Origin of the sequence: Nocardia amamiensis NBRC 102102, assembly GCF_001612745.1 — a bacterium.
Lineage (GTDB): Bacteria > Actinomycetota > Actinomycetes > Mycobacteriales > Mycobacteriaceae > Nocardia > Nocardia amamiensis.
In genome coordinates this window covers 1-21,727 of record NZ_BDBA01000004.1, presented here as the reverse complement: position 1 = coordinate 21,727, position 21,727 = coordinate 1, and the positions used below count along the sequence as shown (strand labels likewise).

The window sequence follows — 21,727 nt, the reverse complement described above, 5'->3', positions numbered from 1 at the left end:
GATTGTGCTGTCTGACACAGTCTCGCTATCCTGGCTGCACTTTGAGACCATCGAGTCTCATTGCTGCCTTCGACGGGGCCGGGTCCGACCACCGCGCGGCACCGGCGGAGGCCGATTCCTGCCGGGGAGCGCCTGCGGCGCGTGGACTACCAGGAGCGAGCGCATGCGATCGAAGTTGATCTCTGCGGCCATCGGTATCGCGGCGATGACGCTGATGTACGCCGGCCCCGGCAGCGGGCCGGCCGTCGCCGAACCGGAGTGCCCGAGCTTGTACGTAGTGGCGATCCCGGGAACATGGGAGACCAGCGATCGGCCGGACGGCGACCCGCCCGGACCTGGAATGCTCGCGGGGGTCACTGCCGGACTGCCCAGCTCGGCGCGGGTGGACTACGTCAGCTACTCCGCTACGGCGTTCCCGTGGGAGAGCGAGGTCTACGGCGCCTCCAAGCGTGAGGCCGTGGACAACGCGCGCGGCATGATCGCGGCGATGGCCAGGGAGTGCGGTGCGACGAAGATCGCGCTTCTCGGCTACAGCCAAGGAGCCGACGCCGCGGGGGATCTCGCCGCGGAGATCGGCACCGGCCTGGGCGTCGTGCCGCCGCACCGGATCGCGGCGGTCGGACTCATCTCCGATCCGCGCCGCTCCCCCACCGACGCGCTGGTCGGGCCTGCGGTCGGCGGTGCGGGCGCGGGGGGTCCGCGGATCGGCGGGTTCGGTTTCGTCACCCCGCAGACCCGCACCATCTGCGCGGTCGGCGACCTCTACTGCGCCACGGCCGCGGACGACTTCGTGACCCGCTTCGCGGGCTTCCTGGCCCAGACCTCGCATCCGGACCCCGCCTACCTCTGGCGCTACCAACTCGAGATGAACGCCATCATCGGCGATCTCATGTCCAGCGGCGGGATCACGCTGCTGCAGAGCCAGCTGTCGGAATCGGCCAACCAGGAACGCGCGCGACTGCTCGAGGAGTTCTACCGCTCCGAGGCCCACACCGCCTACGGCAGCTACCCAGTCGGCGGGGGCGCGACCGCGCTGTCTTGGATGCGCGACTGGCTGAGCTCGCAGGCCTGAAGCAGCGGGCAGTCGACGACGCCTGTCACACACTGAGACCACGGTGTGTAGGCCGCCGCGTGGGCATGTGACAGGTGCGCCACCGTGGGCCGATACCGCGACGCTCCGGCGCTCGGTTCCACAGGCGGGTCACTGCTCCGCCATCACACCGGGCGAAGTACGGACCTAGGTAGCGGGCTACTTGACCTTGAAGGTAGGGCAGATCGACGGGTTCTATCCACCACCGGCGCTCCGGCGCGTCACCGAGCCGGTGGCGGCCTGCTGGTCGCCGAGGATGCCCGCGACCGGCACCCCGGCCAGCGGCCCAGAACTGATCGTCCAGCAGCTCGACCTGCGCGTGACGGCGCTGACCGGGCACCGCCACATGCGCGCCGTCTGTCACCGGATGCGCAAGGCGGTCAGCCGCCAGCCAGCCGACCGGGTGCGTACGATGCGCGCCGCCAGCGCGAAATGCCTGGCACCGCGGGCGTAAGCGGCGTAGACCTCGCCGGTCTTGGCATCGACGAGCGCCACGCTCACGCGCATCGGCACCGCGACACCGAGGGCACGGCCCGGCACCAGGTCCGCCGCGATCAGGGTGCGCGTCGCGGCGATGACCGTGGCGTCGGCGACCACGGCGAGCTGCGCGACCGGTCTCCTGCGGTCCAGCACCTCCAGCACGATCCGCACCGCTGAATCGGCGAAACGCCGCGCCGCGGCGAGTGTTGCGTCGTCGCGCTGAGTTCCCTGCGGATGACTCCGGTGCAGCGCGCCGCGCACGCCCGCGCCCGGCCGCCCGGAGGCGGCGAGGTGCGTCCGAGGTCGGCACGGTAGTGCGCGCGCTGCCGCTGGATCGCTCGCCGTCCGGTCGCGCTCGGCCCGGCGGCGACTGTCCAACGGCGGCTCCGGATTCGGAGCGGGTGTCAACCAATCACTATATCCAGCCATCCAAACACCTTCCAAAACCACTGTGTCCGAAGTCACTTTTGGCGACCGATTCTGCGGACCCGCTGCCGAAAGTCGTGCGTAGTCGGCTACCCGAGTACTTACGCACGCGTCGCCAGCGGGAAGGGGCTCGCATAGCGGTCGACCTATGTTGGAGTCGCACGAACCGACGCCGAAGCGGAGAGCCCGAATGACCGACGAGCGAGGAGCGGACATGACCGCACCCGGAACGCCGAAGCCGCCGCGGCGCCTGGCCCGGCTCGGTTTGCTGACGCTCGCGGCGGCGCTGACCGGGTACGTCGCACTCAGCCAGCTGATCGCCGTCGTGCCGGTCTCGTGGGTCATGCCGTTGCTGCGCAACGCGATCAGCCAATCCGCCCTGCTCTTGCTCGGCGCGGTGCGCGACGCGATGGGCTCATGGAACGTGGTGCTGGCGGTGGTGACGGCCGGACTCGCGCTGGTAGTGCTGCGCCGGAGTGCGGCGGGCCGGCGGCGCGTCGCGGGGACGGTGACCGGGGTGGCCGCCGTGGGTCTGGCACTTTCCGTCACGACGAGCGCGGCGCTGGTGTTCGCGGCGCGAGACGCCGCGGGCGAGTGGATACCGTTCGCCCCGGCCGTTCCGTTCAGCACCGTCGGCGACGCGCCCGACGAAACCGTCACGTACGCGACCGTCGACGGGCAGCCGATCCAGGCGGATCTGTACCTGCCCGCAGCCGGATCCGCACCAGCGCCGCTGGTGCTCAGCATTCACGGCGGCGCGTTCGTCAGCGGCGGCCGCGGCACCAACGCCTACACCACATGGCTGGCCGACAACGGCTACGCCGTCCTCGATGTGGACTACCGCCTCTCCGACGACGCCGCGCACCGCTGGGACACCGCGGACGCCGACGTCGCCTGCGCACTGACCTGGGCCGCGGCACACGCGCGGCAGTACAACTGGGACATGGGCCGTGTCGCCGCGTTCGGCGGCTCGGCGGGCGGCAATCTCGCGATCAACGTTGCGAACAAGATCAACGCCGGTGTCCTGCGGCCCAGCTGCGGCAACGCCGCCGACCTGCCCCGGGTGGGCGCGGTGATCGCGCTGTATCCCGTGGTCGACCTCACCGCCTCCGGCACCGAGACCGCGGTCGGGTCCGGCGCGGCCCGGAAGTATCTCGGCGGAACGCCCGAGCAGTATCCCGATCGCTACACCGCGACCGACTCCGCGCCGCACATCACCGGCAAGTCCCCGCCGACACTGTTGGTCCAGGGCGCGAACGACCACCTCGTGCTCGCCGCGCACACCGCGGCCTACGCCGCCGCGCTCGACGCCGCGGCCATCCCCCACCGCTACGTCGAACTCCCCTTCCTCGACCACGCCTTCGGCAGCACCGAACTCGACACCGGCGCCCAGGTGACCCGCCTTCTCACCCGCACCTGGCTGGAGGAAAATCTGGCCTGACCGACGCCACACCGCCGCCTGGGAGCGTCACCGAGCCGGTATCGCTCGCCGTCGAGTTCCTCGGCGTGCATCCCGGCGCGGGCCAGGGCCGGTCGCCGGCTTCGAAGCCAAGACCGTGATCCATCGCCGCGATTTCGGCATCACCATCGACATGCCGCTGCCCGGCGGCGGCGCGGTGATCGGCGACAAGATCACGCTCACGATCGAAGTCGGCCTGCGGTCCCGAACGGCAAAGACGTTCCGTGCGGGAGCGTCCTTCTCGGTCAGAACAGCGTCATCGGCTCGGCGGGCACGGGCTCGGGCAGCGGGTCCAGCTCCGGCAGGCGCGCACGGACCTCGTCATGGAAACGGCGAGCCAGCTCCAGCGCGCCCGCGTTGTCCGGGGTGTGCAGGAACACCGTCGGCGACCTGCCTTCGCGCAGCCATGCGGCGACCGTGGCCACCCACGGTTGCCAGCCCGCGACCGTCCGCTCGACGTCGTCGCGGCCGTGATAACGCACGATCGGGTTTGCCGTCAACGCGCGCATCCGACGTCGCACCCGCGGCTTCTTCGCCGCCGCCTCCTGCTCGGCCGCGCTGGCGGCCGGACCGTCGAAAAGCACTGTGGTGTCGAACGGTATCCATTCGGCGTCGACGCGCGACAGCACATACTCGAGTCTGCGCGCGGCCTGCTCGTCGCCGAAGAACGCGGGATGACGGACTTCGACGGCGGGGCGGTAGGCGCGCGGCAGCAGGCGCAGGAATCCGGCGAGCGCGCCGAGATCGGTCGGACCGAACGAGCCGGGCAGCTGCACCCATAGCGCGTGCACGCGTTCCCCGAGCGGCGCCATCGCGGCGAGGAACGACCGCAGCTCCTCCTCGACGCCGGACAGCCTGCGCTCGTGCGTGATCGGTCGGGGCAGCTTGAGCACGAACCGGAACTCCGAATCGCACTGGCTCGCCCACGATTCCACGGTGCGCCGCGACGGGGTGGCGTAGAACGTCGTGTTGCCCTCCACCGCGTTGCACCACGTGGCGTACCAGCGCAGCCGCTCCCCCGGAGGGAGCTGCCGTTCCTGCCATGCCGCGTGCGTCCACATCGCACACCCCACGTGAAGCCGCATGCCTTCGACGTTATCCCAGGCGCTGTCCCGCCTCTCCGTGTCTTCAGGCCGTACCAGCCGGGTGAGGCGAGATTTGCGTTCAGGTCCTGCGTTGGATGCCGCTCAGGTTCTGGGCGTACCCGATGAGTTACCAGTGTGCGCTCTGAGACTAGACGCATCGTCGCTGGTCATGGTACCGACAGTACCGTGTGATCTGTGGCCGATGGAACCGCGGCCGGGTGCGCTGAAACCAGCCTCACCACCTGCGCGATGGGCACAATGGCAGTCCTGAGCAAGGGCACTGCAAAGTACCAATTCGAACTCGCACGGAAACCATGCCGTTGGCCTATGGGCGCAGGACCCTAGCCTGGGATCGACTCAGCTGTGGCCGCGTTGCTCTGCCATGAGAGCAAGGTCTGTTCCCACGTGCGGTGTATTTGATCGAGGCCGGAGTATCCGGCGTTCGTTCTGAAGCATGCGGTGGCGCTGTCTCCATTGACAAGGAGGAGCACGCTCAGCGGAATGCCTCCGAGGGTGGTCGTAATCGGATCGATCGCGGTGACGGGATCGCCGTGCAGCGCGAGGGGATGACGCAAAACGACATTCGACACCGCGGCCGGAGTACGTCGCGGAGTCGAAATAGCGGAAAACGTTGTGCGCATGAGCCATGCGGGCGTGCTGTCGAAGTTGCGGCGCAACGCTGCCCGGACAGTTGGTGACTTCAATGGTGCAGTGGCGCGGATGGTGCTGGTCAGCCGTTGGTCGAAGGGCAGCGGCGCTCCCGGCAGTCTGAGGTAGGGGATGGCTGTCCTGTTGCCCGCCAGGGCGACCTCGTCCGGGCGACGGACATTGGCCGCCACCAGTAACGGTATGTCGGGCAAGTCGGCACTCCCACGTATCTCGCTCTGCCAGCGGGTGAGCGCGTGGGCGAGTGCTGCGACATATACGTCATTGCGGGTGCAGCCGAAAGCGCGGGCGACGGAGGTGAGCGTGCTGGTGGGCACGCGGCTCCACGCGAATCCGACCTCATGTGCGGGCCGACATTCGGGCAGGTCCCAGGCACCCAGGCTCCGAAGGCTCTGCAGATCCGTTGCGGCGCACTGCACTCGCGTGCGGGCCGACGTGCGAGGGTATTGGGCGAAACCGTGATATGCCGCCGACGATTCACTCTCGGGGACACCAGGTGCGAACAGCGACTCCAGTGTTCGAAGCATTCCCGCGCCGTCTTGTACGCAGTGGTGCACCAGATACAACAGGGCGTATCGATCCGGCGCGTAACCGCGCAGCAACCACATCCGCCAGTGCGGAGCGCTCTCCGGCAGCGGAGTTTTCGCCAGCTCGACAACGACCTGCTCCAGATTATCCTGGGCGGGCACAACGTGCTCGACAACATGGCTGGTCAGGTCCACCTCGTCGGCCACCGTCCAATGCCGGGCTCCCCGGGTCATCCATACAGCCAACGCCGGCAGAGCAGCCAGCCGGGTAGCGATGTAGTCCTGGATGTCACCGAGGTGGGGCGGTTGTCCGTCGAAATGCAGAACTGCGCCGATATTCAGCGGAATTTCGGGAGAGCCTAAACCGCGTAGCGTCCGATCCATTGCCGTAGTGGGCAGGTCGAGGGTGCTCCGGAGTGCGCTCATCGTGCAGTTTCCTTCAATTGTGCGGCTTCGGTGGCATCGCCGGCCGATAGTCGCTTCCGACGCGGGCGGGAGATTGCGAGATTCTCAGTGCTCGTTCAACGGAGCAGAAGGGGGAAAGGTGACCGGCAGAGCCACTAAGGCCCGGTGGAAGGGACCAGGCCGCCAGGTCGGTGCGTCGGCAGGTACGGCCAGCCGGATCTCGGGCAGCGCATCGAGAAGCTGATCGATCGCGTCCTGAGCGATCATGTAGGCCAGCGACGGCGCGGGGCAGGCGTGTGGGCCGATGCCCCATGCCAGATGCGAGCGATTGCCTGTGCGATTCTCGGTCCGGATCGCGGGGTCGTTGTTGCAGCCGGCCATGCTGATGAGGATCGGCTGGTGCGCGGGCAGCCAGACGTCGTCGATGAGGATCGGCTGACGGGGGTAGGTGGTGAGGAGGTTTGCCAGCGGCGGGTTGTTGAACAAGACTTCGTCCAGAGCGTCGCGGGTGGACAGGTTCCCGGCGACGACGCTTCCGCCGAAGCGTTCGTCGGTGAGGATCAGCAGCAGGGTATTGCCGATCAGGTTCTGTTGCAGTTCGATCCCGGCGCCGTAGAAGCTCGTCAGCTGGTGGATCATCTCCAGTTCATCGAGTTCGGCCGGATGCCGCAGCAGTAGCGAGGTGATGTCGTTGCCAGGATGGGTTCGTTTGAGGGCCACCAGTTCCAGCAGCGCCTCGGCGATCATCTGGTTGCCGTCCTCGGCATCGATCCCCTCGAGCATCGCGGCCATGCCTGCGGCGACCCGCCGTCCGATCTCCGGCGGGCAGCCGAGCAGGGAATCGGTGACCGCGAAGGAAAGTGGGAGCGCGTACTGGCTGATCAGATCGGCTGCACCGGCCTGGCAAAAGGTGTTGACCAGCGGGATGGCGATCTTCTCCACGGTGGCATGGAGAGCGTACAGATCTACCGCGTCGATACTCGTGGTGATTGCCTGCCGGTAGCGCTGGAGGACCGCTCCGTCGTTTCGAGTCCCGTTGGGACGCCACTCCATAAGCGGCAGGACCGGGCAGTCGGCCGGGATGTTCTGCTGCCAGGTGCGCGGATCGACAGGGAAGTGCTCGGGATCGTTGAGAATCCGCAGCGCGGTGTCATACCCGACCACCAACGTGGCCGGCACGCCCGGCGCCAGCTCAACCGGAGCCAAAGAGCCGTACTGCCTTCGCATTTCGTCGTAAACACGGTGCGGATCCGAGGCGAATTCCGACGAGTACAGCGGCACCCTCGGACCTTCGGAAGCCATCGGCGAGCCGTGGACGACCGGACAGGTCGGGGTGTCCGGTCGGGACTGTGTCGTACTCAAGAATGGAACTCCAGATATTCGTGTGTTGTGGGGACGCGGTCATCCGCGCCTCCCGGCTTTCGGCCGCCGAACAACTAGTGCTACTTCGAGGAGCGTACTGTCCAGGGGTGTTTCGTGCGAACTATGCCGCGCCGCATCGGCCACAGCCGATTCGAAGTTTCGGCCGTCGAACCCGGTTGGTGAAGGCCGACCACCGCTCGGCCACGCCGTAGACCAGGTGCGCGGAAAACTCGACTCCTAACTCCTGTCGGTCAGACGGGTATGACGCCGACTCGTTGCGCGAGGCGGCCGAGTTCGCCCGTTGTGAGGTCACGTCGCGCCGAGCGCATCATGTGCCCGACTAGTTCTTGGACATGCACAAGGCCCCGGGCATACTGCGGTGCGGCGGTCTCTGCGCGCAGGAGGCAGCCGACCACCCGCTGAGCTTGCCTGAAGCGCACGCCACCATGCAGCGCCATCGCGGATGCCACGCCGACACGTGCCCGCGCAATGCAGCAGCACGGCAAACGTTGATCGCCGCCGGGCGTATGGTGCCCGACACCTCGCGGGAGATGCCGGTGGTGTTCGGGCGCTTTCGCACGCGCGAAAGTCGGCTACCGGGCCCGCGGTTTCGATTGCACCCAGCCGAAAGTCAGCTCGACCGCGCGCCGCCAATTCTCGTACTCGTTCTCGCGATGCGCCGGGTCCATCCGCGGAATCCATTGGGCGGCAAGGCGCCAATTATTGCGCAGCCCTTCCAGATCCGGCCAGTAGCCGACGGCGAGGCCGGCGGCATACGCCGCGCCGAGCGAGACGGTTTCGGCGACGAACGGACGCAGGACGGGAACGTCGAGCACGTCGGCCACGATCTGCATGAGCAGGTTGTTCGACGTCATGCCGCCGTCCACGCGCAGGGCGGCGGCCTGCAGGCCGGAGTCGGTGTTCATCGCCTCGACCACGTCGCGGGTCTGCCACGCGGTGGCCTCCAGCACGGCGCGGGCGATATGCCCCTTGGTGATGTAAGAGGTCAGTCCGGCGATGAGGCCGCGGGCGTCGCTGCGCCAGTGTGGCGCGTACAGCCCGGAGAAGGCGGGCACCACATAGCAGCCGCCGTTGTCTTCGACGCTGCGCGCGAGGGTTTCGATCTCCGGTGCGCTGGTGACCAGGCCGATGTTGTCCCGCACCCACTGCACGAGCGAGCCGGTGACCGCGATCGGTCCCTCCAACGCGTACACCGGCTCGGGACCGATCTGGTAGCCGATCGTGGTGAGCAGACCGTGCTCGGACCGCACCAGCTCGCGTCCGGTGTTCATCATGAGGAATCCGCCGGTGCCGTAGGTGCACTTGGTTTCCCCGCGCGCGAAACAGGTTTGGCCGAACAGGGCGGCGTGCTGGTCGCCCAGCGCGGCGGCGATCGGGATGCTGGGCACCACCCGGCGGGTCACACCATAGGACGCGGTGGAGCGCTGGATGTGCGGCAGCATCGCGGCGGGAATGCCGAAGAACGCCAGCAGTTCGTCGTCCCAGGTGAGGGTGCTGAGGTTCATCAGCAAAGTGCGGCTGGCATTGGTGACATCGGTGAGGTGCAGCCCGCCGTCGACACCGCCGGTGAGATTCCAGATCAGCCAGGTCTCCATGGTGCCGAACAGCACCTCGCCGCGCTCGGCGCGCTCGCGCAGACCCGGGACGGCGTCCAGCATCCACCGCAGCCGCGGCGCCGCGAAGTACGTGGCCAGCGGCAGGCCGCACAGCTCGCGGATCCGGTCCGCACCCGGACGTTCGCGCATTTCGCCGACCAAATCCTCGGTGCGCACGTCCTGCCAGACGATGGCGCGCCCGATCGGCATCCCGGTGCGGCGGTCCCACACCACGGTGGTCTCACGCTGATTAGCGATGCCGAGCGCGACGATCTGGTTGGCGGCGACGCCGGAATCCCGCATCGCCTGCGGCACGATCCGTTCGACGTTGCGCCAGATCTCCAGCGCGTCCTGCTCGGCCCATCCCGGGCGCGGATGGTACTGCTGATGCGGGCGCTGCCCGACGCCGACCAAGCGGGCGCGCTGGTCGAACAGGATGCAGCGGGTGGAGGTGGTGCCCTGGTCGATGGACAGCACGTAGCGTTGCGTCATCGGCGGCCGCCTTCGGCCGAAGTCGGCCGGTCACCGGCCTGCCGGAACTCAGTGCGGGGCACCGAGATCCCTCGAGACCGCCCGTGCGGCGTCGAGGACGAAACCGACCAGCGCCCGCCGGTGCCGCAACTGTGCGTCGCACAACCGATCCACCCGGCCGGTGATGCCGATCGCGCCGACCACGAGACCGCCGGGCGCCCGGATCGGCGCGGCGATACCCGCCTCGCCCGACCGGAACTCCTCGGTTTCACCTGCCCAACCGGCCTGCCGTACCCCGGCCAGCGCCCTGGCCAGCGCGGCTCGGTCGACGAGAGTGCGGTGGGTGAGCGGAGCCAGTTCGCTTCCGCGTACCGTGGCGGCCAGGTCGGTGTCGTAGGCCAGCAGGACCTTGCCCAGAGCGGTGGCGTGCGGGGGCAGGAGTTCGCCGAGCTCGAGCGCCTGCTCGGTGTTGTCCGGCCGGAACACGTGGTGGACCACCACCACCGCGCCGTCGACCGGGGCGCCGATCCGCACCGACTCTCCGGTACGCGCCGCCAGCGCGTCGGCCCAGTTGATCGCCCGTGAGCGCAGCTCGTTGGCGTCGAGATAGCTGGTGCCCAGGTGCAGCAGCGCCGCACCGAGCTGATACCTGCCGGTCGCCGGGTCCTGCTCGACGAAACCGACGCCCTGCAACGTGCGCAGAATGCCGTGCGCGGTCGGCTTGGCCAGATCCAGCGCACCCGCGATGTCGCCGATGCCGAGACGGCCGGATCCACGGGCCAGCAACCGCAAGACAGCCGCCGCCCGCTCGATTGATTGGATCGGACCTGGCATATCGGGAAACCTATCCGGCAAGTCGCGATTCGACAATGTCGAATCTTCGGTGATACCTGGGTTACATCATTGAAACCCAGTGTGAGCTGCGCCATACATCCTCCTCGCGGGTCGGACGGTAGTGGCGCCGCGTTCCGGCAACCAGCCGAGCCATTCGACATTGTCGAACACGAGCTATGTCGGACTGTGAAATCCCCCCGTAATTTTCCGTTTCACGCACGGTCGCGCCCGCGACCTGCGGGGCGAAACGGAGGCTCAACGATGAACTTCGGCTCAATCTTCCTCAGCGAAGCACTCGGTACAGGGGTACTGCTGCTGCTCGGGGTCGGTGTGGTCGCGAACGTACTGCTGGCCAAGTCCAAGGGACAGGACGGCGGCTGGCTACTGATCAACATTGGATGGGGGTTCGCGGTGCTGGCCGGCGTTTATGTCGCCTATAAGACCGGCGGCCACCTCAATCCCGCGGTCACCATCGGCATCCTGTTCAGCGGCGCCGACGAGTACTCCTCCGGAATCGCCATCTCGGGCGCCACCACGCTCGCCTATCTGAGCGGTCAGCTGGTCGGCGCCTTCCTCGGCGCGACCGCTGCCTACCTGGCCTACAAGCGCCACTTCGACGAGGAGACCGACGAGGAGAAGAAGCTCGCGGTGTTCGCCACCGGCCCCGCGATCCGCGCCTTCCGCTGGAACTTCGCCACCGAGGTGATCGGCACGTTCACCCTGGTCCTGGTGATCCTCGCGTTCGGGCACACCCCCACCGGGCTCGGCCCGGTCGCGGCGGCGTTCCTTGTCGTCGGCATCGGCGCGTCGCTCGGCGGCCCGACCGGATACGCCATCAACCCGGCTCGCGACCTCGGTCCGCGCATCGCGCACGCACTGCTGCCGGTCAGCAAGCCCGTGCCTGCCGAGGCGAACCGGGTGCCGGTCACCGTTGGCGCCGGTGCGGCGCTGGAATCTCCGGAAGCCGGCACCGAACCGCGCGGCAAGAACTCCGACTGGGGTTATGCCTGGGTGCCGGTGCTCGGCCCGCTGGTCGGCGGCGCGCTCGCCGGTCTCGCAGCCCAGTTCCTGTTCTGATCCGTTTCCGACAGCAGTTTCTCGAAAGGACCGCGATGACCAAGTTCGTCGGCGCCATCGACCAAGGCACCACGAGCACCCGTTTCATGGTGTTCGACCACAGCGGCAACGAGGTTGCCCGCCACCAGCTCGAGCATGAGCAGATCCTGCCGCGCCCCGGGTGGGTGGAGCACAACCCGACCGAGATCTGGGAGCGCACCCGCGCGGTCATCCAGAGCACCCTCACCAAGGCCGACCTGGTCGCGAGCGACTTGGCCGCGGTCGGCGTCACCAACCAGCGCGAAACCACGGTGGTGTGGAACCGCAAGACCGGGCGGCCGTACTGCAACGCCATCGTGTGGCAGGACACCCGCACCGATCGCATCGCCGCCGATCTGGAGAAGGCCGGGCACGGCGAAACGATCCGGCGCAAGGCGGGCCTGCCGCCCGCCACCTACTTCTCCGGCGGGAAGCTGCGCTGGATCCTGGACAACGTCCCGGGTGTGGCCGAGGATGCCGAGCGCGGCGACGCGCTCTTCGGCACCACCGACACCTGGTTGCTGTGGCAGCTCACCGGCGGCGTGGACGGCGGGGTACACGTCACCGATCCGACCAATGCCAGCCGCACCATGCTGATGAGCCTGGAGACGCTGGACTGGGACGACGAGCTGCTGTCGATCTTCGGCATCCCGCGCGCGATGCTGCCCGCCATCGCCCCCTCGTCCAACCCGGAGCTGTTCGGCACCACCCGCCCCGACGGCCCGTTCGGCGGTGCGGTGCCGCTGTCGGGTGTGCTCGGCGACCAGCAGGCGGCCACGGTGGGGCAGGTCTGCTTCCGTCCCGGCGAAGCCAAGAACACCTACGGCACCGGCAACTTCCTGCTGCTGAACACCGGAACCGAGATCGTGCGGTCGCAGCACGGCCTGCTCACCACGGTCGCCTACCAGCTCGGCTCGGACAAGCCGGTGTACGCGCTGGAGGGTTCGATCGCGGTGACCGGCTCGGCGGTGCAGTGGCTGCGCGATCAGCTGGGCATCATCTCCGGTGCGTCGCAGAGCGAATCGCTGGCCCGGCAGGCCGAGGACAACGGCGGGGTGTACTTCGTCCCGGCGTTCTCCGGATTGTTCGCGCCGTACTGGCGCTCGGATGCGCGCGGCGCCATCGTCGGCCTGTCGCGCTACAGCACCAACGCCCATCTCGCGCGGGCGACGCTGGAATCGATCTGCTACCAGACCCGGGACGTGGTCGAAGCCATGCAGGCCGACTCCGGTGTGAAGCTGGACGTCCTGCGCGTGGACGGCGGCGTCACCGCCAATGAGCTGTGCATGCAGTTGCAGGCCGACTTCCTCGGTGTGCCGGTGTCGCGTCCGGTAGTCGCCGAGACCACCGCGCTCGGCGCCGCCTACGCGGCGGGGCTGGCCGTCGGATTCTGGAACGACACCGACGAGCTCGAACAGAACTGGAACGAGGCCAAGCGCTGGAGCCCCACCTGGTCGGAGGAGCAGCGCGAGCGCGGTTACGCGCGCTGGAAGAAGGCCGTCGCCCGCACCCTCGATTGGATCGACGTCGACGAATGAGGGGCGACGTCGGCCTATCCGAATAACACCGAAACAAGGAGAGATACCGCTGTGTCCGCACGATTGGACTCCCAGTACCGCGCCCGCGCGGTGAACTCACTCGGCGACACCGAGATCGATGTGCTCGTCATCGGCGGTGGCGTGGTCGGCGCGGGCGCCGCCCTCGACGCCGCCTCCCGCGGCCTGACCGTGACCCTGGTGGAGGCCAGGGACTTCGCGGCAGGCACCTCGAGCCGCTCCAGCAAGCTCATCCACGGTGGCTTGCGTTATCTGGAGCAGCTCGACTTCTGGCTGGTGCGCGAGGCGTTGAAAGAGCGCAGCCTGCTGCTGCACCGCCTCGCGCCCCACCTGGTGCGGCCCGTCCCGTTCCTGCTGCCGTTGCGGCATCGGGTGTGGGAGCGCGCCTACATCGGAGCCGGTGTCGCGCTGTACGACACCATCGGCGGTGCCCGCGCACTGCCGATGCACCGGCACCTGTCCCGCACGCGCGCGCTGGAACTGGCGCCCGCCTTGCGGGCGGACGCGCTGACCGGCGCCATCCGGTACTTCGACGCCCAGGTCGACGACGCCCGCCACACCATGATGATCGCCCGCACCGCGGCCCAGCACGGCGCGACCGTGCTCACCCGCACCAAGGTGACCGCGCTGCTGCGCGACGGCGAACGCGTGGTCGGCGCGGAGGTCACCGATCTGGAGACCGGCCGGGTGCACACCGTGCGCGCGCGCCGGGTGATCAGCGCGACCGGCGTGTGGACCGACGAGATGAACCGGATGACCGGGGTCGATTTCCCGTTCCACGTCCGCATGTCCAAGGGCGTGCACATCCTGGTGCCACGCCACCGCCTGAACCTGGACACGGGCTTGATCATGCGCACCGAGAAGAGCGTGCTGTTCGTCATCCCGTGGCACGCGCACTGGATCATCGGCACCACGGACACGGATTGGTCGCTGGACAAGGACCACCCGGCCGCCAGCAACGCCGACGTGCGGTACCTGCTCGACCAGGTCAACCGGGTGCTGCGCGATCCGCTCACGCACGAGGACGTCGTCGGCACCTACGCGGGGCTGCGTCCGCTGCTGTCCGGCGCGTCGGCCGACACCGCGACGCTCTCCCGGGAGCACGCGGTCGCCGAACCGGCCCCAGGGTTGTTCGTGATCGCGGGCGGCAAGTACACCACCTACCGCGTGATGGCCGCCGACGTCGTCGACGCGGCCGTGGCGGGGCTCGGCCGGGCGGCGGCCCCGTCGGTGACCGAGCATCTGCCGATCATCGGCGCGGTCGGCTACCAGGAACTCGCCGCCGACCTGGACAGCCTCGCGCAGCGTGCGGGCCTGCCGAGGGCGACGGTGGAGCGGCTGCTCGGGCGCTACGGTTCGGCGATCACCGACCTGTTCGACCTGATCGCACGCGAACCCGACCTCGGCAAGCCGCTGACCGGGGCGCCGGACTACCTCGGCGCCGAGGCGGTGTACGCGGTGACCCACGAGGGCGCGCTGCACCTGGACGACGTGCTCACCCGCCGGACCCGGATCTCCATCGAGGCGTCCGACCGCGGACTGGCCGCCGGTCCGGAGGTGGCCTGGCTGATCGGCGCCCACCTGGGCTGGGACGCCGCCGCCACCGAGCGCGAGATCGCCCGCTACCGCGAGCGGGTGCATGCGGAGCTGGCCGCCAACCAGGCGGCCGACGACGAATCCGCCAACGCGGCCCGGCTGGTCGCCATCGCCTGAGCCCGTGCGTGGCACGGTTCCCGGCGAACCGTGCCACGCCGTACTCATCCGGTCCATGCCGCAAGCCGCGCGAAGCCGACTGATTGCCTCATCCGGAAAGGTGTAGGAGGCGATAGGCCATGAGCGCCGAGGGATCGTTCCCACCCATAGGTGATGTGCACCTACGGATCTGGCTGGCTGACGTGGCGTTCGACTACGCGGCGGCTGCGGCAGCGGTGTCCAATCTGCTCCATGATTGGATGCGCAATCAGTGGTGCACGATCGAATTGCTCCGCAGCACCATCGAGGACTGTCGGCTACTGCCGCGCCTGCCGTGCGAACGATTGTTCCTCGGACCGTGTCCGGCAGCGCGTGCCTGGGCTGCGACGCCCCCACCCGCCGAGCGCGCGATCGCCTGGACCCATGCCGTGCCGGCGGCCCGTGACCAATCCGCCGACACGGCCGGGCTGACCGCCATCGGCTGACCGCGTGGCACGGTTCCGCTCACCCGTGCCGTGTCGTGGTCACCGGTCCATGCCACCGTGCCCGCGCGGAGTCGACTCGTCGGTCTCCAGCTCTTCGCCGGTGGGATGCTCGTCGGCGTGCGTCGGCTTGGTGTGCTCGTCGGCGAAATCCGCGTCCTGCCGCATCGACTGCGCCGTGGTGGGATCGATATCGGGTGTGCTCATACCCGGCGCGTACCCGGTCGTGGGCCCTCGACGCAGGGTGCCGGTAGACGGTCTGTCCGATCTTGACCTCGAGCGCGGTTGAGGATGGACCATGGAGCCATGACTCGTCCAGCTGATTTCTGGAATTCCGTCTACGACAATGACACCGCTCCCTGGGTGATCGGCGAGCCACAGCCCGCCATCGTCGAACTGGAACGCGAGGGGTGGATCACCGGACGTGTGCTCGATCCCGGCTCCGGTGCAGGCGAGCACACGATCCTGCTGACCAGACTCGGATACGACGCGCGCGGGATCGACATGTCACCCAGCGCGGTGGAGTATGCCCGCGCCAATGCCGCCGCACAGGGCGTGCCGACTGCCGCGTTCGAGGTGGCCGATGCGCTCGCATTGGGCGAACGAGCGGATTTCGCCGGTGACCCGCCCGGATCTGCGCCCGCGTTCGACACCATCGTCGACAGCGCGTTGTTCCATGTTTTCGGGACCGAGGACGCCGAGCGCGCCGCGTATGTCCGCAGCCTGCATGCGGTCTGCAAGCCCGGCGGCATTCTCCATGTCCTCGCGCTCTCCGACACCGAGCCCGGGTTCGGTCCTCGGATCAGCGACACCCTGATCCGGGAATCCTTCCGCGACGGCTGGACGCTGGAGGACCTGCGTCCTACTCGCTACCGGGGACGGATCACCGACACGGTGGCCCAGAACGCGGAAGGCCTGGAGGTCTCCGAATCCGGCAAAGTCGATCTCGCCGCGTGGCTGGCCAGGATCCGCCGCGAGTAACGCAGGCACGCTGCTGTCCGGCGACACGCTGATCGGTCTTGCCGACGATGCGACGCTGCACTAGCGTCCCGCTCTCGTGAGACCACTCGGTCTCCAATCCCGGTGCGACGTGCCGCACGACGTGGGACCTGCGTTCATGATCGGAGCCGATTCGATGGCGATGCTGCTGTATTACGTCCTGCTGCCGTTCTATCTAGCCGAAGCCTTCTTCCGCCTGCTGGACTGAACGGCGCCAGTTCCAGCGCACCGCGGGCGGATCCGCTCCGGCGGTCTCGGCGACCGGACCAACACTGTCCTCGATGTCCGCCCGCTGCCGTGCCGACAGCGGCTCGAAAGGGCCTACGAACCTGGCTATCCGGTTTGTTCGGCGCCTGGCGGCTGGTGGAAGCCCGGCCCCGCCTTGGGTTCGACCTCGCGCGGGTCGAGCGGCTCGCGGCAGTGGTCGCAAACCAGCACCGGCGCGGTCTGGTGTCCGCAGCGGCGATGTTCGAGCACGATCGGCGGGCCTTCCGCCCCGACCAGGTGCTTGTCACCCCAGACCATCATGGAGATGACGATCGGATACAGCTCGCGGCCCGCGGCGGTGAGGTGATAGTCGACGCGTCCACCGCCGTGGTCGGTGCGGGTGAGGATGCCCGCGTCGATCAGCATGCGCAGGCGGCTGGTGAGCAGATTGCGGTTGGTGATGCCGATATTGCGGGCGAAATCGCTGAAGCGGTGCACCCCGAAGAACGCCTCGGCGATCAGCAGGATGGTCCACCGGTCGCCGAGCAGTTCGACGACGCGGGTGACCGAATCGTCGACCGGGCGCCGGAGTGTCATGGCGACATTTTCGCATCCCCTAGCGGTATTGCCTTCCTACCATCGGTATCGGAATAATACCGATAAGCTCGGCGCCGACTCCGGGCCGGACCGCTGGGAGTGTCGATGACGACCACGAACCACCCGACCGACGACTACGTGCGGCTGCTCGACCCGGCGGTGCGGCCGGACCCGTACCCCCTTTTCGCCCGGCTGCGCGAGTCCGGCCCGTTCCGGATCGGCACCGCACCCGTGGTCGTACTGACCCGTTACGACGACTGCGCCGCGATGCTGCGCGATCCGCGGGCCAGCGTCGACCGGTCGCTCGCGCGGTTGCAGCTCGGTTCCATGCCCATCTACGACGGAACACGCGAAGACGGTGCGGCACAGGCGAAGCCGTCGTTCCTCTTCCTCGACCCGCCGGACCACACCCGCCTGCGCCGCCTGGTGTCGAAGGCGTTCACTCCGCGCGTCGCCCGGCAGTTGGAGCCGCGAATCACCGAGATCGTCGACGATCTGCTCGACCAGCGCGCCCATGCCGGGACCTTCGACGCGGTCGAGCACTTGGCCTATCCGCTCCCCGTGACCGTGATCTGTGAACTGCTCGGTGTGCCGTTGGAAGACGAAGCGCGGCTGAGCAATTGGTCCGCGCTGCTGTCGCGCACCCTCGATCCGACCTCGCGCGCGGCTCCTCAGTTCCGCGCCGACAAGGCCGAAATCCAGCGCGCCGGCACCGAATTGCACGCATACTTCGAAGAACTCACCGAACGCCGCCGCTGCACGCCGGGCCCGGATCTGCTCTCCGAACTCATCGCGGCCGAGGACGCCGGTGACGTGCTCACCCACGCGGAGCTCATCGCGACCTGCGCGCTGCTACTGGTCGCGGGACATGAGACAACGGTCAACCTCATCGCCAACGCGACCCTCGCCTTGCTGCGCCGGCCCCATGAACTCGCCGCACTCCGCGCGGACCCGGACCGAGGACCCGGTGTGGTCGAGGAGACGTTGCGGTTCGACCCTCCGGTTCAGCTGATTCCACGCATCGCCGCCGACGATCTGACCATCGGCGGCATGGACATTCAGGGCGGCGACCTGGTAGTGCTGCTGATCGCCGCCGCACATCGCGATCCCGCGGTGTTCGCCGACCCCGACCGATTCGATCCGGCCCGCGACAATCGCCACTTGGCCTTCGGCCTCGGAGCCCACTTCTGCGTCGGCGCACCGCTGGCCCGCTTGGAAGCACGGGTAGCACTGACCCGGTTCGCCCAGCGCGTCGAATCCCCATCGCTACCGGTGGACCCCCCGCGCTACCGGGAACACGTCAATCTGCGTGGACCTGCTCAGTTGCCCATCGAGTTCGCGGCCATTCGACCCCGGTAGCAGTGATGTCCCATGACATTGGTGTCTCGGGCGTGATCTCGAAGGCGAGCGAAAGCAGCTGTCGCCGAAGTCGGCTCAAACCTCAACGTGCACGTGGCCGCATTCTCGCGCTGCCTGGCACATGACACGGTTCTCGCTCGATGACCACACGGCCATCTGCGCGGACTTGGCGGGACGTGCCGGAGTGTCACGGGCTGTGGCAGACGGTGTACGGGCTGTTCCGGCGGTGTAACGGCTGTTCCGGCGGTGGCAGCGCGCGGGAGTGTAGGCACTGATCTGGAAGATGCCGCAGGCCATCGCCGATGCCGCTGACCGCATCCTCTGGCGGGTGAGTGCGGATTCCACCGTCGCGGCGCGCACAAGCACGCCGCAGGTGCCCGCCGCGACGGCCACGCGCAGGTCGAGCCACCCGGGGGTCGAGGTCGAGCCCGCTCCGACACAGACAGGCGGGCACGCGCCCACCTTCACCCACTTTCAGAACACTGGATGGTGGACGATCACGCGAGCCATTCGGTGACCTGCGTCACAGAGTGTCAGGATTCTCGTCGCCGCGGTGTCTTGTTCACGAGCCTCTCGAAGCGAAGGAGACACCATGAGCAAGAACACCGATGTGGTCGTGATCGGCGGCGGATACGCCGGTGTGATGGCGGCCAATCGTTTGACGCAGCGCGAGGACGTGACGGTGACCGTGATCAACCCGCGCCCGGTCTTCGTTCCGCGACTGCGCCTGCACCAGTTGGTGGGCGGGACGCACGATGCGGTCGTCGAATACCAGGACGTCCTGGCCGATGGTGTGCGGCTGGTCGTCGACAACGTGACGCGGATCGATGCGGCCGGGCGCAGTGTGGCCCTGGCCGAGGGCGGCACGATCGGCTACGACTATCTGATCTACGCGGTGGGCAGCGTCAGCGGCGGCCCGCGGGTGCCGGGCGCGGCCGAGTTCGCCTACCCGGTCGCGACCTTGGAGGCGGCGCAGCGGCTGCGGTCGGTGCTCTTCGACACGTCGATGACGGCCCCGGTGACGGTCGTCGGGGGCGGTCCGGCTGGCATCGAGACCGCCGCGGAGCTGGCGGAGCAGGGGCGCGCCGTGACGCTGGTCTCTGGCGGTGAGCTCGGTCCGTATCTGCACCCGAGGGCCCGGCGCACCGCCCGCAAATACCTCGCCGAGCTGGGAGTCAGCGTGCTGGAAGGCCCCGATGCGTCGGTTACCGCGGTCACACGGGAGGCCGTGGAACTCGCCGACGGCCGCACGTTGGCAAGTCAGGTCACCGTGTGGACCGTGGGTTTCGGTGTCCCCGACCTGGCGGCCACTAGCGGGCTGCGTACCGATGCCGCCGGGCGTCTGCTTACCGACGAGACACTGACCAGTGTCGACGACGAGCGCATCGTCGCGGCGGGTGACTCGTCGGCACCATCCGACCTGCCGTTCAGGATGAGCGCCTACGCCGCGGGGTGCCTGGGTGCGCATGCCGCCGACACCGTGCTGAACCGGATCGCGGGCAAGCAGCCGACGCCGATCGACCTGTCGTTTCCCGCGATGTGCATCAGCTTCGGCCGCCGCACCGGGATCTTCCAGCTCGCTCACAAGGACGACACCGCGGTGCCGCTGTACTTCACCGGGTTCGCGGGCAAGACGATCAAGGAGTTCAGCTGTGCCGCCAGCGTGAAACATCTGGTGACCGAGGCGCGTAAGCCCGGTTCGCACCACTGGCCGAAGGACGGCCAGCATCGGCCGGCGCAGCTGGCGGCCCAGCACAGCGACGCGGCGGAGACGGTCGCGTAGAACACAGAACCCAGTGTCGGCTGCCGGTGATCTCGGCCGCACGATGTCCGTCATCGCCCGGATCTCCTCGGACGCTGCCGCACATCGTGCGTGATCGGCGACCCGAACTCGGACCTCACGACGCACGGGAGAGGACCCCATGAACACCCCACAGGAATTCGCCAGTCGCGACCGCGCCACCGTCGAGGCGACCGAAACGTTCGTCGCGCATCGCAATCTGCTGTTCACCGTCGCCTACGAAATGCTCGGATCGGGGGCCGACGCCGACGACGTCTTGCAGGAGACCTGGCTGCGCTGGGTCGGAGTCGACGCGGCGCAGGTCGACGAACCTCGTGCCTACCTGGTTCGGGTCACCACCCGCCAAGCGCTCAACCGGCTGCGGTCGATGAAACGCCGCAGGGAGTCATACGTGGGCTCCTGGCTGCCGGAGCCACTGCTCACCACTGCGGATGTGGCCGCCGATGTCGAACTCGCCGAAAGCGTCTCGATGGCGCTGATGCTCGTACTCGAGACATTGACCCCGACCGAGCGGGCGGTGTTCGTCTTGCGCGAAGCATTCGGGATCGGCTACGACGAGATCGCGGCCGCGGTGGACAAGACCCCCGCCGCCGTGCATCAGATCGCCCATCGCGCCCGCCGCCACGTCGAAGCCCGCCGTCCGCGCCGCTCGGTCACCGCGCGCCAGGCCCAGGCAGTTCTCGAAGCGTTCCAGCGTGCGCTCGAGACACGAGACCTACAGGGCCTGCTCGACGTGCTCGCCCCGGACGTTGTGGCGATCAGCGACGGAGGCGGCATCAAGAAGGCGACACCACGGCCGGTCATCGGTGCCGACAAGGTAGCCCGCTTCATCGTCGGCGGCCTCACCAAGAACGACGTCGTGCTCACCGTCGAGCCGACGACGGTCAACGGTAGCCCCGCACTGGCTCTGCACGTGAATGGGGAACTCGACGGCGTCATCGCGCTGCGCGTCGAGGACACCCACATCAGCGGCGTCTACTACGTCCGCAACCCGCACAAACTGACCCACATCGAATCCGAGACCCCACTCACCCTGCGTTGAACACCGGTCACGGCCCAGCTGTCCGAGGAGTAGACATGACCACGCGGGCACCGCTCGCCACCGATACACTTCCGTCGCGATGGCCGAAGGTCGCCGCAGCGGTCGTCCTGCTCACGGCGATCACCAGCGTGCTGCTGGTCGCCTTCGCCTGGCCGTCGGTACGGTCGTCGGTCCACGATGTCCCGATCGCCGTCGCCGGGCCGGCCACCGCGGTCGCGCAGACCCGGACCGCACTCGACCGACGCCTGCCAGGCGGCTTCGACATCACCGAAGTCACCGACACCACGGCCGCGGAACAACTCATCCGCGACCGGCAGGTATACGGGGCGATCGACCTCGGCTCCGGCACCCCGCAAGTCATCGTCGCCTCCGCCGCCAGCCCAGCCATCGCTCAAACCCTGCAGGCCATGGCGACCGGCCTCGGCCAGGCAGGCAGCACCAGCACGCCGACCGGGGTCCGCGACCTCGCCGCCCTA

Annotated in this window: 18 protein-coding genes and 2 pseudogenes; 12 read left to right on the top strand and 8 right to left on the bottom strand. The window is 68.4% G+C overall.

Annotation, left to right across the window (positions count from 1 at the left end):
- Positions 1-163 precede the first annotated feature (163 nt).
- Positions 164-1,072 carry a cutinase family protein gene (locus NA4_RS01400; RefSeq protein ID WP_084496698.1) on the top strand — a complete coding sequence of 303 codons (909 nt, stop codon included), beginning with the start codon at positions 164-166 and terminating at the stop codon, positions 1,070-1,072.
- A 378-nt stretch (positions 1,073-1,450) separates the two neighbouring features.
- On the opposite strand, the gene NA4_RS01395 is transcribed toward NA4_RS01400, so the two are convergent.
- Entirely contained in the window at positions 1,451-1,978 is a 528-nt protein-coding gene (locus tag NA4_RS01395; RefSeq protein ID WP_157128734.1) for an Rv3235 family protein, read from the bottom strand.
- 232 nt (positions 1,979-2,210) lie between these two features.
- Here NA4_RS01395 and NA4_RS01390 point away from each other — a divergent pair, with 232 nt between their 5' ends.
- Both NA4_RS01390 and NA4_RS42385 read left to right on the top strand, forming a co-directional pair.
- Positions 2,211-3,437, top strand: coding sequence for an alpha/beta hydrolase (locus NA4_RS01390; RefSeq protein ID WP_218022225.1), 1,227 nt, complete (start codon positions 2,211-2,213; stop codon positions 3,435-3,437).
- A gap of 26 nt (positions 3,438-3,463) precedes the next feature.
- Positions 3,464-3,648, top strand: a pseudogene (locus NA4_RS42385) (YceI family protein); the annotation flags it as partial.
- A gap of 52 nt (positions 3,649-3,700) precedes the next feature.
- On the opposite strand, the gene NA4_RS01385 reads toward NA4_RS42385, so the two are convergent.
- The 5 genes from NA4_RS01385 to NA4_RS01360 form a co-directional block, all read right to left on the bottom strand.
- Positions 3,701-4,540 (bottom strand): DUF72 domain-containing protein, encoded by an 840-nt coding sequence (locus NA4_RS01385; protein WP_084496697.1) that lies wholly within the window; start codon positions 4,538-4,540, stop codon positions 3,701-3,703.
- A gap of 341 nt (positions 4,541-4,881) precedes the next feature.
- Complete coding sequence (locus NA4_RS01380) at positions 4,882-6,159, bottom strand: wax ester/triacylglycerol synthase domain-containing protein (RefSeq protein ID WP_084496696.1); 1,278 nt, start codon at positions 6,157-6,159, stop codon at positions 4,882-4,884.
- A gap of 84 nt (positions 6,160-6,243) precedes the next feature.
- Positions 6,244-7,440 (bottom strand): cytochrome P450 family protein, encoded by a 1,197-nt coding sequence (locus tag NA4_RS01375; RefSeq protein WP_067462591.1) that lies wholly within the window; start codon positions 7,438-7,440, stop codon positions 6,244-6,246.
- A 653-nt stretch (positions 7,441-8,093) separates the two neighbouring features.
- Positions 8,094-9,608: a glycerol kinase GlpK gene (gene glpK / locus NA4_RS01365; protein ID WP_067462585.1), complete on the bottom strand. Its 1,515-nt coding sequence runs from the start codon at positions 9,606-9,608 to the stop codon at positions 8,094-8,096.
- A 48-nt stretch (positions 9,609-9,656) separates the two neighbouring features.
- Positions 9,657-10,421, bottom strand: a complete 765-nt coding sequence (locus tag NA4_RS01360) for an IclR family transcriptional regulator (protein ID WP_067462582.1) — start codon at positions 10,419-10,421, stop codon at positions 9,657-9,659.
- A 261-nt stretch (positions 10,422-10,682) separates the two neighbouring features.
- Between NA4_RS01360 and NA4_RS01355 the strand changes: the two genes are divergently transcribed.
- The 4 genes from NA4_RS01355 (at position 10,683) to NA4_RS01340 (ending at position 15,249) form a co-directional block, all read left to right on the top strand.
- Positions 10,683-11,498 carry an MIP/aquaporin family protein gene (locus tag NA4_RS01355; protein ID WP_067462581.1) on the top strand — a complete coding sequence of 272 codons (816 nt, stop codon included), beginning with the start codon at positions 10,683-10,685 and terminating at the stop codon, positions 11,496-11,498.
- A gap of 35 nt (positions 11,499-11,533) precedes the next feature.
- The gene (gene glpK, locus NA4_RS01350) at positions 11,534-13,054 is read left to right on the top strand and encodes a glycerol kinase GlpK (protein ID WP_067462578.1); all 1,521 of its coding nucleotides are present in this window, start codon (positions 11,534-11,536) and stop codon (positions 13,052-13,054) included.
- 51 nt (positions 13,055-13,105) lie between these two features.
- Entirely contained in the window at positions 13,106-14,785 is a 1,680-nt protein-coding gene (gene glpD, locus NA4_RS01345; RefSeq protein ID WP_067462576.1) for a glycerol-3-phosphate dehydrogenase, read from the top strand.
- Positions 14,786-14,904: 119 nt separating this feature from the next.
- Complete coding sequence (locus tag NA4_RS01340) at positions 14,905-15,249, top strand: hypothetical protein (RefSeq protein WP_157128733.1); 345 nt, start codon at positions 14,905-14,907, stop codon at positions 15,247-15,249.
- 39 nt (positions 15,250-15,288) lie between these two features.
- On the opposite strand, the gene NA4_RS41185 is transcribed toward NA4_RS01340, so the two are convergent.
- Positions 15,289-15,453: a hypothetical protein gene (locus NA4_RS41185; RefSeq protein WP_169810960.1), complete on the bottom strand. Its 165-nt coding sequence runs from the start codon at positions 15,451-15,453 to the stop codon at positions 15,289-15,291.
- Between the two features lie 99 nt (positions 15,454-15,552).
- Between NA4_RS41185 and NA4_RS01335 the strand changes: the two genes are divergently transcribed.
- A complete protein-coding gene (locus NA4_RS01335; RefSeq protein ID WP_157128732.1) occupies positions 15,553-16,227 on the top strand; it encodes a class I SAM-dependent methyltransferase in 675 nt (224 codons plus the stop codon).
- 351 nt (positions 16,228-16,578) lie between these two features.
- On the opposite strand, the gene NA4_RS01330 is transcribed toward NA4_RS01335, so the two are convergent.
- The gene (locus tag NA4_RS01330; protein ID WP_067462569.1) at positions 16,579-17,049 is read right to left on the bottom strand and encodes a winged helix-turn-helix transcriptional regulator; all 471 of its coding nucleotides are present in this window, start codon (positions 17,047-17,049) and stop codon (positions 16,579-16,581) included.
- A gap of 105 nt (positions 17,050-17,154) precedes the next feature.
- Here NA4_RS01330 and NA4_RS01325 point away from each other — a divergent pair, with 105 nt between their 5' ends.
- The 4 genes and pseudogenes from NA4_RS01325 to NA4_RS01305 form a co-directional block, all read left to right on the top strand.
- The gene (locus tag NA4_RS01325) at positions 17,155-18,408 is read left to right on the top strand and encodes a cytochrome P450 (protein ID WP_067462566.1); all 1,254 of its coding nucleotides are present in this window, start codon (positions 17,155-17,157) and stop codon (positions 18,406-18,408) included.
- A gap of 592 nt (positions 18,409-19,000) precedes the next feature.
- Positions 19,001-20,191 (top strand): NAD(P)/FAD-dependent oxidoreductase, encoded by a 1,191-nt coding sequence (locus NA4_RS01315; protein WP_067462562.1) that lies wholly within the window; start codon positions 19,001-19,003, stop codon positions 20,189-20,191.
- Between the two features lie 139 nt (positions 20,192-20,330).
- Entirely contained in the window at positions 20,331-21,251 is a 921-nt protein-coding gene (locus tag NA4_RS01310; RefSeq protein ID WP_067462559.1) for an RNA polymerase sigma-70 factor, read from the top strand.
- A 35-nt stretch (positions 21,252-21,286) separates the two neighbouring features.
- A pseudogene (locus NA4_RS01305) lies at positions 21,287-21,727 on the top strand (hypothetical protein); the annotation flags it as partial.